At 57.2% G+C, this 17555-nt stretch carries 16 protein-coding genes; 6 read left to right on the forward strand and 10 right to left on the reverse strand.

Annotated elements, in window-relative coordinates; translation table 11 throughout:
- Positions 1 to 22 precede the first annotated feature (22 nt).
- The 3 genes from QE408_RS07785 to QE408_RS07795 all read left to right on the forward strand — a co-directional run bounded on the left by QE408_RS07785 (position 23) and on the right by QE408_RS07795 (position 3337).
- Positions 23 to 1003 (forward strand): 3'-5' exonuclease, encoded by a 981-nt coding sequence (locus QE408_RS07785; protein WP_306929877.1) that lies wholly within the window; start codon positions 23 to 25, stop codon positions 1001 to 1003.
- A 248-nt stretch (positions 1004 to 1251) separates the two neighbouring features.
- On the forward strand, positions 1252 to 1542 hold the full coding sequence (locus tag QE408_RS07790; RefSeq protein WP_306929878.1) for a hypothetical protein: 291 nt from the start codon (positions 1252 to 1254) through the stop codon (positions 1540 to 1542).
- Positions 1543 to 1957: 415 nt separating this feature from the next.
- Positions 1958 to 3337, forward strand: coding sequence for an enoyl ACP reductase FabMG family protein (locus tag QE408_RS07795; protein WP_306929880.1), 1380 nt, complete (start codon positions 1958 to 1960; stop codon positions 3335 to 3337).
- Positions 3338 to 3488: 151 nt separating this feature from the next.
- Here the strand turns inward: QE408_RS07795 and QE408_RS07800 are convergent, their stop codons facing one another.
- From QE408_RS07800 to QE408_RS07820, 5 genes are all read right to left on the reverse strand, one after another.
- Positions 3489 to 4670 (reverse strand): M20 aminoacylase family protein, encoded by a 1182-nt coding sequence (locus QE408_RS07800; protein WP_306929882.1) that lies wholly within the window; start codon positions 4668 to 4670, stop codon positions 3489 to 3491.
- Between the two features lie 70 nt (positions 4671 to 4740).
- The gene (locus tag QE408_RS07805; protein ID WP_306929884.1) at positions 4741 to 5520 is read right to left on the reverse strand and encodes an amino acid ABC transporter ATP-binding protein; all 780 of its coding nucleotides are present in this window, start codon (positions 5518 to 5520) and stop codon (positions 4741 to 4743) included.
- Positions 5517 to 6440 (reverse strand): amino acid ABC transporter permease, encoded by a 924-nt coding sequence (locus tag QE408_RS07810; protein WP_306929885.1) that lies wholly within the window; start codon positions 6438 to 6440, stop codon positions 5517 to 5519. Before QE408_RS07810 ends, QE408_RS07805 begins: the two co-directional genes overlap by 4 nt.
- Positions 6437 to 7327 carry an ABC transporter substrate-binding protein gene (locus QE408_RS07815; protein WP_306929886.1) on the reverse strand — a complete coding sequence of 297 codons (891 nt, stop codon included), beginning with the start codon at positions 7325 to 7327 and terminating at the stop codon, positions 6437 to 6439. Before QE408_RS07815 ends, QE408_RS07810 begins: the two co-directional genes overlap by 4 nt.
- A gap of 58 nt (positions 7328 to 7385) precedes the next feature.
- Positions 7386 to 8348 carry a nitrate ABC transporter substrate-binding protein gene (locus tag QE408_RS07820; protein WP_306929887.1) on the reverse strand — a complete coding sequence of 321 codons (963 nt, stop codon included), beginning with the start codon at positions 8346 to 8348 and terminating at the stop codon, positions 7386 to 7388.
- Between the two features lie 101 nt (positions 8349 to 8449).
- On the opposite strand from QE408_RS07820, the gene QE408_RS07825 reads away from it, so the two are divergent.
- The 3 genes from QE408_RS07825 (at position 8450) to QE408_RS07835 (ending at position 13578) form a co-directional block, all read left to right on the forward strand.
- Entirely contained in the window at positions 8450 to 9775 is a 1326-nt protein-coding gene (locus tag QE408_RS07825; RefSeq protein WP_306929888.1) for an aminotransferase-like domain-containing protein, read from the forward strand.
- Positions 9776 to 10173: 398 nt separating this feature from the next.
- On the forward strand, positions 10174 to 11385 hold the full coding sequence (locus QE408_RS07830) for a CHASE3 domain-containing protein (protein ID WP_306929889.1): 1212 nt from the start codon (positions 10174 to 10176) through the stop codon (positions 11383 to 11385).
- Between the two features lie 288 nt (positions 11386 to 11673).
- Entirely contained in the window at positions 11674 to 13578 is a 1905-nt protein-coding gene (locus QE408_RS07835; RefSeq protein WP_306929891.1) for an AI-2E family transporter, read from the forward strand.
- 50 nt (positions 13579 to 13628) lie between these two features.
- Here QE408_RS07835 and speB read toward each other — a convergent pair whose 3' ends face one another.
- From speB to QE408_RS07860, 5 genes are read right to left on the reverse strand one after another with little or no spacing between them, the layout of a single operon-like run.
- The gene (gene speB, locus QE408_RS07840) at positions 13629 to 14582 is read right to left on the reverse strand and encodes an agmatinase (RefSeq protein ID WP_306929892.1); all 954 of its coding nucleotides are present in this window, start codon (positions 14580 to 14582) and stop codon (positions 13629 to 13631) included.
- Positions 14583 to 14601: 19 nt separating this feature from the next.
- Positions 14602 to 15381 (reverse strand): amino acid ABC transporter ATP-binding protein, encoded by a 780-nt coding sequence (locus tag QE408_RS07845; RefSeq protein ID WP_306929894.1) that lies wholly within the window; start codon positions 15379 to 15381, stop codon positions 14602 to 14604.
- Position 15382: 1 nt separating this feature from the next.
- Positions 15383 to 16030, reverse strand: coding sequence for an amino acid ABC transporter permease (locus QE408_RS07850; RefSeq protein ID WP_306929896.1), 648 nt, complete (start codon positions 16028 to 16030; stop codon positions 15383 to 15385).
- Positions 16027 to 16680, reverse strand: a complete 654-nt coding sequence (locus QE408_RS07855) for an amino acid ABC transporter permease (RefSeq protein ID WP_306929898.1) — start codon at positions 16678 to 16680, stop codon at positions 16027 to 16029. The genes QE408_RS07850 and QE408_RS07855 overlap by 4 nt, the downstream gene beginning before the upstream one ends.
- 17 nt (positions 16681 to 16697) lie before the next feature.
- On the reverse strand, positions 16698 to 17537 hold the full coding sequence (locus tag QE408_RS07860) for a transporter substrate-binding domain-containing protein (protein ID WP_306929900.1): 840 nt from the start codon (positions 17535 to 17537) through the stop codon (positions 16698 to 16700).
- Positions 17538 to 17555 lie beyond the last annotated feature (18 nt).

Consider the following 17555-nt stretch of genomic DNA (forward strand, 5'->3'; position numbering starts at 1 on the left):
CGCCGGGGTTTCGATTGCAGGCATGACAGAACAGATTGACATGTTTTCGGATCAGGACCTGCGTGGCAATGCGGTGTCGCATAGCCCTTCCAAATCCCGGAGGTCCGACAAGCGTGCCATTTCTATTACGGAAGAAGACATGGTCCGTCATCTGACGATGACGGGGCGATATAGAATCCTGAACAAACTTGTTCCTCGGGCAATCAGATCTGCTCCCCGGCCTGAATACCCCCTCCGGGGCATCATTATCGATACAGAGACTACAGGTCTTGATTATCGAAAGGACGAGATCATCGAGATAGGCGTAGTTGCCTTCACCTTCGATGCAACAGGCGTTATCGGCGATGTGACGGGCGTCTATGGCGGGCTTCAGCAGCCGGGCGGCGCTATTCCTGCGGAGATCACCAAGCTTACGGGGATCACGGACGATATGGTGTCCGGTCAGACGATAGACATGGTGGCTCTTGAGGCGCTGATCGCACCGGCTGACTTGCTGATCGCCCATAATGCGCGCTTCGACAGGCCGTTTTGTGAGGTGTTTTCCGCGATTTTTTCCGGTAAAGCGTGGGCGTGCTCCAACGCCGAGGTCGATTGGTCCTTGCGCGGGTATGAAGGGACGAAGCTCGGATATCTGCTTGGGCAGGCCGGTTATTTTCATGAGGGCCATCGTGCGGTCGATGATTGCTTTGCACTTCTGGAGGTCTTGGCTCGGGAAGTTGACGGAGCGCCTTCCACTGCTTTTGCCGAACTTTATGAGGCGAGCCAGAGGTCCAGAGTGCGGATCTTTGCCGAGAACAGTCCCTTCGATATGAAGGATCATCTGAAGGCACGAGGTTACCGCTGGTCCGACGGAAGTGACGGTCGTCCAAAATCCTGGTGGATCGAGGTCGGGGAGGAAACCCTTGAGGAGGAGCTCTGCTACCTTAGGGCCGAAATCTACAGATATCCTGACGTCGATCCACCAATCAAACGCCTCACCGCTTTCGACCGGTTCCGTGCATGACGCACTTCGATGGCAGCGCACCGCTTGACCCTGCTTCCAGTGCCTCGCCGCCCTCAGACGCTTGCAATGGAGTCCGGAACATCTCTGATGCATCAATGCGGCTGCGCAATTCGCTGGCTTTGATCGACTGTGCCGGCTCGAAGCTTGCGCGAGGCTGACTAGAATGGCGAATGTCGATTGATAAGGGGGACCATTCCGGTTCTGGCTCGTTAGGAGTGAGAGTTTAATCTTGAGCGGGAATGACGGTCATGTCTCAGCGTTTTAACGTGAAGGAAATGGTGACTCAGATGCACGAGAAGAACCTTGTGCTCATGAACATCCTTCGCGATATTGTTGAAAACGAAACATCGAACCATTTCGCTGCTGACGCAACAGATGGCGATCTCTCCCGGCGGCTGGCGGATAAAGCGTCGCGGCGGGCAGAGATACTCGGCGAAATTCGTCACCTACTGCTTCAAGAAGATTTGGCGCGCCGCGTGCCAGTGAGAGCTTCGAAGGCAGCTTCTACCCCAGGATATGCATGCACGCGCAATCGCTGAGTGTTGTTCCGGCTGCACCTGTTGAAAGGTTCGGAAGCGCGGGCACCGGCGGACGATCTCGGCATCAATCATTACAGGCTTCGTGCGATCATTCGATCTTTTGACCCAAGCGCAGACACCGACGACGTTCGCGTTGGGGGCAAATAGAAGTCTCATCAAAGCGACAGCGACGATCGAGAGCGGGATTTGCGATACTCCGAACGGCCACGCCACCGCCTGTCGCTTCCGCCTATCACCACTGAGGCCTGAAGACCGCCGGGTCTCGCCTTGCTGTAGAACCAACTAAGGCCGACTTCACGTTTTGAAATAAACAGTCACCGAAAATGAGTTCCTATTCGGCGCGATTGCGGGCATGTGTTCGTGAAAGTTCGCGTGAGGTGGCCCTCGCCGACAAATGAAGTAAAGAGCTGACAGCATGAAAAATCTGGTCGCACTGAATCATCTTTCCGAAAACACGGTCTTCCGTAGAGGCGATGTTTTTGTACTTTTCGGCGAACTGTTCGGTCGCGGATACGCGACCGGCTTGCTCGACGAAGCCAAGCGGGCTGGGATGGAGATTGTCGGAATCACCGTTGGGCGGCGCGACGAGAACAACGCCCTGCGCCCCCTCGACGCAGATGAGTTGTCTGCGGCGGAGGCCCAGTTGGGCGGCAAGATCATCAATATACCCCTTATGGCGGGCTTCGATCTCGATGCGCCCGAAGGCGGCCCGACTCCGACCGATCTGCTGGCTAAGATGACGCTCGAGAGCTGGGAACACGACAAGCTCGATTGGGACTATATTGCGCAATGCCGCGACATTGCCACTGCGCGCTTTACGGAGTCGCTTTCAAAGGTCATGACCGTTCTGGACGGAATGATCGCCGATGGTCGCAATGTTTTCTTCGCCCACACGATGGCTGGCGGCATCCCGAAGGCGAAGGTGTTTCTCGTCATTGCCAATCGAATTTACAAGGGGACCGGACCTCGCCATATGTCATCGCAGAGGCTGGTCGATAGCGATCTGGGGAAACTCATTCTGCAAAACTTCGACGAGGTTTCCGCAAACACGTTCCGCCATCTCATTGATTTCAGCGCGGCCATCCGTGAACGTGTCGAGGCCTCGGGCGGCCAAGTCCGATACACCGCTTATGGTTACCATGGATCAGCGGTTCTCATCGACGGAAGCTACCGTTGGCAGACCTATACAAATTACACCCAGGGCTACGCGAAGATGCGGCTCGAAGGGATCGCACGGGAAGCCTGGGCAACAGGCATCAAAGCGACTGTCTACAACTGTCCAGAGATCCGGACCAATTCGTCTGATGTATTCACCGGCATCGAATTGCCCCTCATACCGTTGCTCCTGGCGTTGAAGAAAGAGAACGGCGGGACGTGGGCCGATGAGCAGTGGCAGGCTTGTGAGACGCTTTTAGCCGACGGCTTAACTATGAAGGACGTCTTCGATAAGATCACCGAGATGCAGGCAAGCGAGGTCATGCACCCGTTTTACGATTTTTCGGCATGGCCAATGGCGAACAGTCAAGCGCAGGCCGACCTCACGATCGGCACTTCCAATGAGATTACCCGGATGCATCGGGATAGCAAGGTGATGATCAGCGACCTCCTGAGCGGTCTCGTCGTGAAGGCAACGGGTCAGTTGATTTTCGGCGAGTCGTCCGAACCGTCTGGTCCGGTCCTGTGGCTCAACCACGATATCGTGGCTCGGCGACTAAACGCTTCCCACTCACATTCCAAGTCTTCGGAACCGGTCTCCGCAGAAGGCTTGGCGCCCTCACACCTCGAGGTGGCGTGAAGGCTCGCATTCGACCTGGAAGGTAAGCGTTTCTTCGCTGAAGCGGTCTACGATCCCGATATTGATGTGCCTTAATGCACGCTATCGCGCGTAGGACGTTTCGTCCGCTTGAGAACTTTGCCATGCCTCCGTTCGGCTCTGCTCAACAGTATCATTCTTGCAGGAAGCGCTCTGCCAAGCGTGCCCAAAGGGCGGCGCCCACCGTCAGGCTTCCATCGGCAAAGTCGTACTTCGGGCTATGTAGGATGGCAGAGTTCAGGCCGTTGCCAAGGCGCAGAAAGCTGCCCGGTTTACGTTCGAGGAAATAGGAGAAATCCTCACTTCCAGGGATAAGCGGGCAGGTTGTGACCTTGTCGCTGCCGATCAACTCTTCTGCCACGAGCCGCGCAAAGGCGGTTTCGGTTTCAGAATTGCTCACGACAGGGTAGCCGCGTTCGTATTCGAGTTCGATTGTCGCGTCATAGGCTTCCGCCATGGACTGTGCGAGCTTGGTAATGCGGCGCTCCAGAAGTTCGCGGACCTTGGGCTCGAAGCAGCGCACACTGAGTGCCAGCTTCGCATATTCCGGGATGACGTTGACCGCTTCTCCGGCATGGATCGTACCGACAGTGACGACGGCTGTCTGGGTGGGGTCGATGTTGCGGGAGACGACCGTCTGAAGCGAGACGACGAGGTTGCAGGCAACGACAATGGGGTCGATGGTGAGGTGAGGGCGCGAGGCGTGCCCGCCTTTGCCTTTGATGGTGATTTTGACCGTATCGGACGACGCCATCATCGGCCCAGAGCGTGTCAAAATTGTCCCTTCAGCCACACCCGGATGGTTGTGCAGGCCGAAGATTGCATCGATGGGAAAGCGCTCGAAGAGGCCATCCTCGATCATTTTCTGCGCACCGGAGGGTTTTCCGTTTTCTTCCGCGGGCTGGAAGATCAGTGTCACCGTGCCGTCGAAACGGCGGGTGCGTGACAGATATTCAGCAGCACCGAGCAGAACCGTCGTATGCCCATCATGGCCGCAGGCATGCATCTTGCCGGGCGCTTTGCTGGCATAGGGGAGTCCTGTTTCCTCCAGGATGGGAAGCGCATCCATGTCGGCGCGAATGCCTATGCTTTTGGTTCCGGTGCCGTTCTTCAAACGCGCCACGACGCCATGACCGCCGACATTTCGGGTCACCTCATAGCCCCATGCCTCAAGCTTCTCCGCCACGTATCGAGCGGTCTCCGCCTCCTCCAGTGAAAGCTCGGGATTAGCGTGCAAATATTGGCGCATCGCCTTGAGTTCAGCCTCGATCGGCTCGAAATCGGAAACGCGGGCATAGTGATTGTCATTCAGCATTGGGTCCACCAAGGTCTCGAAAAGGACGCCAGCCGCGAGACTGGCGCCAAGTTGGGGAGAAATCACACGATTAAAGGAAGCGCGAGAGGAAAGCCTGCGTTCGCGGATGTTGCGGGTTGCCGATGACCTCTTCCGGCTTGCCCATCTCAACAATGTGGCCGCCATCCATGAACACCACCCGATCAGCCGCTTCTTTCGCAAAGCCGATTTCGTGCGTGACGACGATCATGGTCAGACCCTGTCGGGCAAGATCCTTCATCGTGGCAAGAACTTCGCCGACAAGTTCGGGGTCGAGCGCGGAGGTTGGCTCATCGAACAGCATCAGCTTCGGCCTGATGGCCAAGGCACGCGCGATGGCGACACGTTGTTGCTGCCCACCGGAAAGCTGACGCGGGTAGGCGGACGCTTTTTCTGACAATCCGACGCGCTCCAGCAGGCGCATCGCATTTTCGATCGCGCTCTTGCGACTCTCACCATGCACGCCGACGGGTGCTTCGATGATATTTTGCAGCACCGTCATATGCGGGTAAAGATTGAACTGCTGGAACACCATGCCGATCTTGCGGCGTTGGCGCGCAATGCTGTTGGACGAAAGCTTTTCCAGCTGGTTGTTCCTTATCCGGTAGCCGATCTGCTCGCCGTCCACCGCAATCGCGCCCTGCTGAATCGTCTCGAGGTGGTTGATGCAGCGAAGGAAGGTGGATTTACCGGATCCCGAGGGACCAAGAATAACCACCACTTCACCTGGCATCACATCCAGATCAATACCCTTTAGAACCTCCAGGTGATCGAAGGATTTATGGACGTTGCGCGCCTCGACGAGAGGCTTTTTGTTGGCAACTACGGTCAATGGCTTGCGTCCTCGTCTTGAGTGGGCTTGGCAATGCCTGCATTGCGGCGATCACTGCGGCCGTAATAGGCCTCGATGTAGTTCTGGCCAAGATTGAGGACGGACGTAATGAGCAGGTACCAGATCACGGCGACCAGAAGCATCGGAATGATCTCGAATGTTCTGTTGTAGATGGACTGAACCGAATAGAGCAGGTCGGCCATCGCAATCACGCTGACGAGCGAGGTCGCCTTGATCATGCTGATCAGCTGGTTTCCCGTTGGCGGAACGATGGAGCGCATGGCCTGAGGAATGATGATGCGCCACAATGCGCGCGCCTTGGTCATGCCAAAGGCTTCCGCCGTTTCTGCCTGTCCCCGGTCCACCGAAAGAAGGCCGCCGCGGATGATTTCCGCCATATAGGCCGCCTCGTTCAGCGCTAGGCCGACGATTGCCGCGGTCATGGGTGTGATGACGGAGTTGGTGTCCCAGCTCGCAAGCGTCGGTCCGAAGGGGATCGAAATTGAAAGCTGCGGAAACAGCGTGGACATGTTGTACCAGAAGATCAGCTGGACGAGCAGCGGCGTACCGCGGAAGAACCAGATGAACAACGAGGCAAAGGAGCTTGCCAGCCAATCCTGAGACATTTTGGCAATGGCGATGATCAGACCGAGAATGACGCCGAGGATCATGGCGATGACCGTCAGTCCCAGGCTGACATACAGGCCGCTGATGACGACCGGATCGAAGAAATATTGCGCAACGACGGGCCAGCCGAAATTTTCATTGTTGGCAACGATCCAGGCGAAGTTGACGACAACCAGCGCGATGACCAGCCAAAGAACAAGGCGGCCTGTGCGGAATGGGGTGTGGGCTGTCGCCACATCCCGCAGGTCTGTGCCACCCAAGGGTGGCACTTTGGTTTCAGCAGGGCTCGTCATTTTGGCAACTGGCCCCCGAGGTTGATGCCCGGCTGCTTGAGGATGTTGTTCTCAAGGCCCCACTTCTTCATGATCGTCGCATAGGTTCCGTTGTCCATGAGGACCTTGATGGCATCGAGAAGGACCGGACCGAGTTCCGAACCTTTCGGAACGACTGCGCCTTGATAAAGGTCGTCAAAGCCGTTCTTCTGGCCAATGCCGGTCAGTTCCAGCTGGCCATTGGCCTGGGATACGAAATAGGTTAGCGGCGCCTGCGAGGAGAAAAAGGCGTCTGCGCGCTTGGAGCGCACCGCCAGGATGGAGCTTGGCTGATCGGTGTAGGACTGTACCTCGACGGCCGCTTTACCGTCGGCCTTGCACTTTTCTGCTTGTGCCTGGATCACGCGCTCAGCCGAGCCGCCCGCCATGACCGCTATCCGCTGGCCGCAGGATGTATCAAGCGACACGATCCCCTTCGGATTGCCTTTCTGAACGGCGAAGACGACGAATTCTTGCACCCAGTCAACGAAATCATTCGCTTCTTCGCGGCTCTTGAAATCGCCCACAGGCCCGAAAGCAAACTGATAGCGCCCGGAATTGACGCCCGCCAACAGCGCTGGCAGACCGCCAACGGTCGCATGCTCGATCTTGATGCCCAGCACTTCGCCCAGCGCATCGGTCAGGTCGGCGCTTGCGCCTTCCATCTTGGTGCCGGTGACGATTTCATAGGGAGGAAAGGATCCATTGTTGACGGAAATCATCTTCCCTTCGGAGCGGATTTTTTCCGGCAGCCGGGCGCGAAGGTTCTCATTCAAGCTCTGCTTGGGAATGGTGGCCGTTTCGGCAAGAGCCGGCCCGGCGAGAAAGAGCCCTGCGAGGGCGACGGAAGCAATGAGTTTCGGATGCATTTTGGTATTCCCCTTTTTGTTTGCAGCGATTTGGATTGCCTGGGTCTGACTATCGCCGTCAGTTTCCCCCGGCATGCAGTGGAAACAGCTCCGCCGGCGTCAGCAGACGCGGCAGAATTCCTTGAGCATGGAGCTCACGGGCGAAATCGGCGATCATGGCTTCGTTTTCCTTCAAGCCGCTGACATTCCAGTTCGGCGGCAGATCTGCGGCGCAACGGCGCAGTTCATCGATCATCCATGGTGTCGTGTCGGCATATTTCTCCCGCTTTTCCAGCCACATGCGCTGCGACGCGTCGATAAGCTCGCTGAGCTCGTCCATCAGCCAAGGATTTTCACGCACAATATGCGCCTTGAAACCGATCAGATGCATGCCAGGCACGTAGCCGACGTCATTGAAATACGCGACTTCCGACGCCCGATAATCCGGCAGAACCTGACGGAACGGCGAGCCCTGGTCGAAGAAACCTTTCGGCATGAAGGGCGTGAAGACGGCATCCAGCCCGCCGTCTCTCAGCAAGTCGACCATCGGTCGCTCGCCCGGCGCTGCCTCGATCCGGCCTGGACGGCCGAAACCGTCCAGACGGTCGGTGATGGGATGTGCGTCCGTCAGACGGCCGGCATACCACATGGCGTCTTCGACGCCGACGCCCTCGCGACGGCACGCCGCGCGGGTCCATGTATTGCCGGAATCACGCCAGCCGGTCACACCGATCTTCTTACCCGCGAGATCGGCAAGCGCGCGGATCGGGCTATCCTTGGTGGTGATGATGCAGCGATGGCGGAAACCGCGCATGATGAAGTTCGGCATACCGATGACGCTCTCATCGCCATCGTGGCGCATCTGTGCATAGCGGCTGAAAGAGGTTTCCGCGGCATCATGCGCATCGTCTTCAGCAACATTGGAAACGAGCGTTCCCACGCGATCGACTTCGATCTGTAGCCTCGGAGAAGAAACATCGCCCAGCACGAGCGGCGTCATATAGTCCCAGTCACGGAGTGCGAGACGAAGTTTCAACGGCATGATGATTTACTCGTTTGTTTTTGAATGCCTGGAAGGTAAATGTACACTCGGAATGGTACAAATGTTATTACGTTATTGAACATTTAAAGTTTGGGTAAGAAATGGCCGACACAGCAACCGCAGAGTGGCTCGCCACGAAGATCGTCGACAAAACTCGGCGCGGCATCGCCTTGGAAACAAGTGCCTTGGTTCGGGCGGGCATTCTTCCGGTGGGCACACGATTGCCGGCTATTCGTGATCTCGCCTATGAACTCAAGGTCAGCCCGGCGACCATTTCCGAAGCCTGGAGTGAATTACGGCGGCAAAAGATCATTACGGGGCGGGGCCGCAACGGCACTTGGGTGAGTGGCGAGCGTTTCATCGCAAAGCCTGAGCGATTGGCGAGTTCCGGACACTATGCGAGCGGCGTACTTGATCTCTCCTTGGCCGTCCCCGATGTCCAGCTTCTGCCACCTTTGAAGGAAGCCCTGTCCCACGGCGCAGAAGTTGAACATTTGAATAGTTACGCGCGAAGCCGGATTGTGCTCGAGTTACAGGAAGCTGTGGAAGAACATTGGCCCTACACTCCTGAAGCGTTTCTAGCGACCAATGGAGGTTATAATGCTGTCTACACGACCGTTCGGGCGTTGCTACCGCCCGGATCTGTTGTGGCTGTCGAGCACCCGACCGCCATGCGAATTCTGGATATTTTAGAAGATCTGGGCGTGCGGATCGCACCGGTATTGTGCGATCAGGAGGGGCCGAGACCAGATAGCCTCAGGCAGGTTCTGACTGAGCGTCCGGCTGCATTTCTCTTCCAGCCGCGCCTGCACTCCGTTACCGGGCAGACGGTCAGCTCAGCCCGCATGCTGCAATTGGGTGACATACTGAATGGGAGTGACACGCTCATTATTGAAGATGACGGTGTTGGTGACATTTCATCCACGCTGCCAATGTCTCTAGGCCAGCGCTTTCCCGATAGAACGGTGCGAATTCTGTCTTATTCAAAGACACTTGGGCCAGATCTACGGCTCGCCGTGGTCTCAAGCTCGCTTTCGATCATCGAACAGATTCAATCTTACCGCGCCTTTAGCGCCGGCTGGACCAGCCGCTTGCTTCAAGGGGCTGTCGCTTGGCTGCTAAAAGATAGCATGACGATGAAGCGTGTGGCCGAAGCGGGGACAATCTATCAGCAACGACGAGACCGTCTGGCTGAAGCCTTGTCACATCGCGGAATAACGACATGGACCGGTAGCGGTCTCTGTCTCTGGGTTCCTGTGGAATCGGAGCAATTCGCGATGGTCACCCTAGCCGCACGCAATATCGCCGTCGTGCCTGGCAACAAGTTTTCCCTTTTGCCGAGCAATCATCTTCGGGTAGCGACGAGTAGGCTCACCGATCGCTGTGAGGAAGCTGCCGACGCGATTGCGTTAGCCCACCGATTATAGAGTTCTCGCCGCTAAAAAGCTGCGCGCAATGAGGCCACGGGCATTGTGAAATTCGGCCGCGAGCTCAGTCGCAACCCAGTCTAAGGCGGCTGCTTAATAGGTTTGTTTAAATCGTATGCAGCCGGGTCTATGCACTTGGTGGAGTGAGTTTTGACGGTTCTACTCCGTTCAAGGTGACGTAACGGTCTGGCCACAAACAACCGAGCGCTGGTGTTTTCGACCTCGGCATCGAGAGCAATGCGCATGACCAGTCGCGCGCTGGAGATAAAGTAAAATCCGTGCGAATTTTAACAGGCCCGCGGGGTGAACAAACTTCGCTATGCGCCGTTTCTTCGGGCAGGCTGGGGCTTAAGTCTGCTGATTGCCTTTTAATTCCTTTTTTGGTTGGGACCACACATATGCGCCGACCTTCCTCCATTGAAACGACGATTTCTCGGCAGCTCGCAAAGAAAGCGATGCCGATTGCGCTTTCTGTTGTCGCGGTCGGCGTGTGCATGACCATCTATCTGTCGTCGTGGATATCGTCCGAAGATAGGAAAGCGGACGAGGCTGTTCAGAGAAACGTTGCATATCTCAGCGCTATCGCTGATCTCATGTCCCATATCCAGGATGCAGAAATTGGGCAGCGAGGGTTTCTCCTGACAGGCGACGAACTTTATCTCAAGCCATACACCACCGCGATGGATTCACTGGATGGTATGCTTGATAACCTGGCCGAGGGGGCCGAAAACGCATCTATCGAAACAGGAAGTGTCGCGACACTACGCAGTCTGATCGCTCAAAAAAAATCCGAGCTCGAACAGAGCGTGGAGTATCGACGCGCTGGGAATGAGAACGCGTCGATCGCGCTGGTGAAAACGGGGCAGGGCAAAATCCTTATGGACGGGATCCGGTCCGTTCTGGCTCAGATGGAAAAGGATGGTTTGGCGCAGCTTGCAAAACGTTCGGAAGCGGCCAGCGCAGCAAAGGCGCGGATGCACATACTCCTCTTGCTGTTCGCCATCATGGTGGGAGGGATGGCTCTACTGGTGGTGCGCGCCACGGTCACTCGAGCAAAAGCGGCTGAAAGAACGAGAGACGAACTTCTTTCACATGCAGACAGGCGCCTTATGGCAGTCATGGCTGCTGACCTTGTCGGTTACAGCAGGCTGATGGAAAAGAACGAGGCGGATACTCTCGAGCGCTTGAAGGCGGCGAGAGATGTCATTGACACAATAATTGAAGAGAATAATGGCGCGATCATAACCACGGCCGGCGACAGCATTGTTGCAGCATTCCCAAGCGCATTGTCAGCAATCGATTGCGCGCTTCAAGTCCAGAATTTCATGGTGACTCGCAATGCCGACAGGCCGGAGGACGATCGACTTTTGTTTAGAATAGGGATGAATGTCGGCGACGTCATTATCGATAACGGCGACATATTCGGTGACACCGTCAACATCGCTGCGCGGCTTGAGGGCATTGCGGAGCCCGGAGGGATCTGCGTCTCACGGTCGGTTAGAGATCACATCCGGAAGCAAAGAAAGCTGAAGTTCGAGGACGCCGGCTTCCAACAGGTCAAAAACATTTCTCGGCCAATCAGCACGTTCAGGGTTCGCGTTGCCGCTTGAGTTTGGGCAGCTCTCCCGCCACCAAAAAAAGCGAGCATCTTGTAAATCAGTGTCACATTCTTCCAGTCTGTAGAGCCTCGCTCGACTGCTGCTTTTCCCTATCAATATTGCTTTAGTTTGGAACGGCATGAAGCGTTGGTTTTTGCAGCCGTGAAATTTTTTTGCGATGGCCCGATCAGTTTCCTTCCTGGCGCATTTACCTGCACGCCGGGATTCCCGGTAAGACACTCAACTCTGGGGACATCCGTGGGCGGTATCGAGAAAAACCCAGTCGCAGGAGCGGCAATTTTGAATAGATCGAGCGCGCTCACGGCGCCGACCCTATCGGGTCGGACGATCTTCATCCTCATCGGCGTCGCGGTTATTCTGTATGTCGGGCAGGAGGTGTTCATTCCCCTTGCGCTCGCCCTATTGCTGACCTTCACGCTTGCCCCGATCGTAAGCTTTCTGCGCAAGCGCCGCGTTCCGAAAATCGCTGCCGTCCTCATGGCGGTGGCGAGCGCCTTTCTGGTTATCGCGGCCTTCGGCTTCATCGTCGCAGGGCAGGTTGCCAATTTGGCGGATAATATTCCGACCTATCAGCGCAACATTGTCGCCAAGGTGCAGGCGCTGAGCCACGCTGGGTCCGGCAACGGGATACTCGAGCATGTTAGCAAGGTCGTTGAGCGCATCGGCTCGGAGATGCAGGACACTGCCGAGGAGAGCAAGGAAGACGCGGCCTCACAATCCACCAGGCGGGACCCGATGCCCGTCGAAATTATCACGCGCTCCAATCCGGTTCAGACGCTCGGAAACTTCATCCTGCCGCTGATCAGCCCATTCGCGACGGCGGGTCTTGTCATCGTCCTCGTAATCTTCATGCTGCTGGAGCGTGAGGAACTACGCGACAGGTTTATCCGCCTCGTTGGGCTCGGCGATTTGCACCGCACGACGGCAGCGCTTCAGGATGCCGGAAAGCGCGTCGGTAAGTATCTCCTGATGCAGCTTGTCGTAAACGCGCTTTATGCTCTTCCGATCGCAATCGGATTGTGGCTGCTCGGTATTCCGAACGCCATTCTGTGGGGATTGCTGACGCTTGTTTTGCGTTTCGTACCCTATATCGGTCCGGTGATCGGCATGATCTTGCCGCTGTTCCTTGCGCTGGCGATTGCGCCCGGATGGTCGCTCGTCGCGTGGGTTGCAGCACTTTTCATCGTCACGGAACTGGTGAGCAACAACGTCGTCGAGCCTTGGCTTTATGGAAGTCATACCGGCCTCTCGCCGCTTGCGATCATCGTTTCGGCGATCTTTTGGTCATGGCTCTGGGGACCAGTCGGATTGATGCTGTCCACACCCCTTACCGTCTGCCTCGTGGTGCTTGGACGGCATGTCCCACAGTTTGGCTTTCTGGATGTTCTTCTCGGGAACGAGCCCGTTCTGCAACCGCAGGAGAAGCTTTATCAGAGACTTCTTGCCGGGGACCCAAACGAAGCGACCGATAACGCGGAAGATTTTCTCGAAGATGAGTATCTCCTCGATTATTACGAGCACGTCGGATTTCCGGCTTTGAAGCTTGGCGAGATGGATCGGCAGCGTGGCGTGATGACGGAAGCGCAAATTGCCCTTTTTGCGTCCACGACCCAGACGCTGATCGGCAACCTCGCAGAGATAGCGATCGAGGAAGAGGCGGAACAGGATCCCTCAGAAACCGAGGCGGCGACGCTGGAAGAGACCGCTGAAAGCCGCGAACTGCCCAAGGTCGAGCACAAATCGGTGCTCTGCATCGGCGGCAGGGGCGTGATGGACGACGCGGCCGCTTCGATGATTGCGCAAGTTCTCGCCATTGAGGGGGCGACGGTCTCTCAAGCCGAACATTCCATAGTCAGCGGCACGACCATCAACCTTCTTCGCCTTACAGAGATCGATACCGTCGTCATCGCATTTCTGAATGCGGGGTCCAAGGCCCACGCCCGTCAAGCGGTGCGTCGCCTCAAGCGGCAGAAGCCGTCGCTACGCGTTGGGATCGTCATGCCAGGTGTCGACGGAGACGGAGAAAGCTCGGTGGCGGCGCAGGACATCGATGCCGATTTCGTCGCGACGGGCATTCGTGATGCTGTCCGAGGCGCTCTTTCGGATGGCGATGCCGTTGCGATAAGGGTTACGAAACGCGTCGGGCGGGCTAGGGAAAGAAAAATGAACCCGCTCGTAGCGTAAGCAAGGATCTATAAACCGCTTCTATCAAACAGAAGTGCTTTGAGTTCCTATCAGGACGGCATCGGCGCAAACACTCTTCCAATGGTGTTCAGCAGCAGCTGCGCGGCCAGGATCGCGGTTGAACCGGTGTGATCGTAATCGGGTGCCACTTCCACCAGATCGACGCCGACGATCGTTCCTTGTTTGGCGAGCCCTGCGATAAGCTCCAGCACCTCATAATAGATGAAGCCGCCATGGCTGGGCGTGCCGGTTCCGGGTGCAATCGAGGGATCGAAGCCATCGATATCGATCGTCAAATAATATCTCTTGCCTGCTGGAATACGAGCCAGAACAGCATCGACACCAAGCTTGCGGATCTGGCGGACCGAGAGAATGTCCGAGCCCTGGGCGCGGGCGTAATCGTAACCTTCCTTGGCCGTCGAGGAGACGTTGCGGATGCCGAGTTGGGTCATGCCGGTCACCCAGGGCTTTTCCGAGGCGCGGCGCAGCGGGCTGCCATGGCCGAAGCGAACGCCATGGCGCTCATCGACAAAATCGAGGTGGGCGTCAAACTGCACGACATGGATCGGTTCCTGCTCGCTGAAGGCATTGATGCAGGGGATGTTGATCGAGTGGTCACCGCCGAGCACGACCGGCAGTGCGCCAGCCGCTAGAATCTTGCGCACGCCAAACTCGATATTGGCATGGCTTTTCACCGTGTCGGTATGAACGATGTCCGCGTCACCCAAGTCGACCATGCGAACACCTTCAAGATAGGTGACGTCATCCTCATGATCGTAGGCGCCAGCGTGACCGAAAGCAAAAAGCGTCGAGGCTTCGCGAATGCTGCGCGGCCCGAAGCGTGCGCCGGAACGCCACTGGGTTCCAAAATCGAATGGTGCGCCGAGGATGGCAACATCGGCGTCGATCTTGTCCCAGTTCTCCACATAGGGACTTTTGGCGAAGGTGGAGATGCCAACGAAAGGCAGGTTTAACCGTCCATTGTCATAGCCGTGGGCTGTCATATTCATTTCCTTTCGGGCATCAAATCGCGCGTTCGCGCCAGGTTTCCAGAAATTGGGAGAGACGGTCGCTTTTAGGCGTGGCGAAGACCACCTTCGGCGCGCCCTCTTCGACTATTCTGCCGGCATCCATGAAGACGACGCGATTGGCGACATGTGCGGCAAAACCCATTTCATGGGTGACAATCACCATCGTCATTCCTTCCGATGCGAGCGATTTCATCACCGAGAGGACCTCACCGACGAGTTCGGGGTCCAGTGCCGAGGTCGGTTCATCGAAGAGCATCACCTTCGGCTTTACGGCCAAGGCTCTGGCGATGGCAACGCGCTGTTTCTGTCCGCCGGAGAGGCTCTCCGGCCAGCGGTCGGCAAAGGACAGAAGGCCGACCTTGCTTAACATTTCGCGGCCGACGTCTTCAGCAATGGCGCGTGACAAGCCGTGTGCCAGTCGCAAAGCGAGTGTCACGTTGTCGAGCACCTTCAAGTGCGGCCACAGGTGGAAATGCTGGAAGACCATTCCGATCGGGCTGCGGGCATCGGTCAATTCCCTGTAGCCTGCCTTTTCGCGCCCAAGCGGTGTGTCTCGCCATCCCAGCATCTTGCCAAAGATGTGGACCTCGCCCGCATCATAGGCGTCGAGAAAGGCAAGCGAGCGCAGCAAGGTGCTTTTACCGGACCCGGAAGGCCCGATGATGCAGGTCACGTCGCCATCCTGAATATCAAGATCAATGCCCTGCAAAACGGTCTTATCGCCAAACCGCTTCTCAAGTCCGCGAACGGAAATCGCTGCCGGTCTCGTCATGTCAGGAACCTCTTAACGCGAAGCGGCGCTCCAGAGCGCGACCGGACTTCGACAGAATTTCAACAAGAGCCCAGTAGAGGAGGGCGATGGTGAGGTAGGGCGTGACCACCGTGAAGCTGATCGAGCTGATCGTTCCCGCCACTTTCGTCAGCTCTCCAAGTGTGATCACCGAAAGAACAGCCGACTCTTTCAAAAGCGCGATCGCCTGGCCCACGCAGGGGGGGAGTGTCAGCCGTACCGCTTGGGGCAGTTCGACGTGCAGGAAGCGTTGTCCGCGTGTCAGACCCAGCATTTCTGCGGCTTCGCGTTCTCCCTCGGGAACGGCGTTCAGACCGGCGCGGAAAATTTCGGCGAATGGTCCGGCACCATAGATGCCAAGTCCAAAGATACCTGCCACATAGGGACTGAGCAAAAGCCCAACCTGCGGACCGCCGTAATAGAGCAGGAAAAGCAGGAGCGCGAGGGGCGCGCCCCGAGCGAACTCCACATAGGCTCTGGTTACAAGGGCAATTGGACGATAACCGCTCCGCAGGCCGGTGGCGAGCAAGACGCCAAACAGGATGGCGATTGCGACGCCGCATGCCGAAACCGTGATGGTCGTAAGCAGTCCGGCAAGATAGAGCGGCAGATCAGTGATAAAGCCGGTCATGAATTTTGACCCCGACGTGACAGGCGTCTTTCGATCATCAGTCCCAACGCGGCGATAAGGATGCCGACTGTCACGTAAAGAACGAGAGCGGAGGCATAGGCGTCCAGGGGGCGGAACGTGGAGGACGCGACCTGTTGGGCGCGGCGGGTCAAATCCGTCACGGCGATGACCGAGACGAGCGAGGAGTTCTTGACCAGAGCCTGCATTTCTCCCACCAGCGCTGGCAACATAGCCCGTACAGCCTGAGGGACCTCGATGTTGAGAAAGATCGCGAAAGGCGTGAGGCCCAGCATTTTCGCGGCCTCAATCTCGCCTTTCGGTATGGCCTGAAGCCCTGCCCGGTAGATCTCCGACTGGAACGCCGCCGTATTGAGCGCCAGGGCCAAGGTGGCCGCAACGATCGGCTCAAGCTCCAGCCCGAGGAATGGAAGGATGTAGAAGGTGATCAAGAGTTGTACGAGGATCGGTGTTCCGCGCCAGAAGGAAAGGTAAAACCCCGCCGGAATGCGCGTCCATCGTCCGCCTCGCGCGGCGGCGGCCAGCAGGAGAGCCAACGGCGCGCCGAAGAGAAGCGCCGTCAGACTGATCGTCAAGGTGATGGTGAGGCCATCGAGAAGCGCAGGCCAGATATGTGCGGCTGTCCTTTCCATGACCTCTCCGTCTTATCTTATTCGGCCGCAGGAAGAACGTCCGGAAGCTGCATCGGCGCGCCGAACCACTTCGTCTGCAACTCGGCAAGCTTGCCGGATTTGTTCAGCTTGACGAGTTCGCCATCGATCAGCGCGTTGAGGGACTCACTGTCCGCGTCGTTACGACCCGCCCAAGAGAAATAGGTCTTGGGGCCGAAGGTCGGCAGCACGACTTCGAAGGCATCGGGACGTTGACGGGCGGCCTCCAGCAGATTGGGAAGCGAGTTCACGACCGCCTGGATCCGACCGGCGCCGAGATCGGCATAGGCTTCCGAAAAGTCGGTATAGGTGGAGATCGTAACCGGGCCGCCATTGTCCTTCAGTTTCCCGGCGAAGGTTTCGAGCGCTGCCAGCTGTGCGGAGCCTGCCTGGGATCCGACAGCCTTGCCGGCGATGTCTTCCGGCTTGGTGATGGCCGCATCGCCCTTGCGCTTCAGAATGGCCATGGTCGCATCGGCAATCGGCGTTGAAAGATGGTAGGCCTTCATGCGTTCCGGCGTGACGGTAACGGAGGTCACGACATAATCAAAACGGCCGGCAGCGAGGCCTGGAAGAATGCCCTGCCAAGGCAGATCGAGACGCTTGAGCTTGACGTCCGGCAATGCCTTCATGACTTCAGCCATGATGTCGGCGGAGTAGCCGACGATCTTTCCGTCCTCCACGAATTCGAAGGGTGCGAAGCGGGCCTCGGTGGCCACCGTGAAGACTTTGTCGGATTTGATTTTTTCAAGAAGGTCCGCGGCGCCAGCGGTCGAAGAGAGAAGCGCAGCAAATACGGTGCCGATCAGGAGTGCTTTGGCGGAGGCTCTAGGTTTCATGGTTTCGTTCCCCGTTTT

The organism is Agrobacterium larrymoorei, from assembly GCF_030819275.1.
Classification (GTDB): Bacteria; Pseudomonadota; Alphaproteobacteria; order Rhizobiales; family Rhizobiaceae; genus Agrobacterium; species Agrobacterium larrymoorei_B.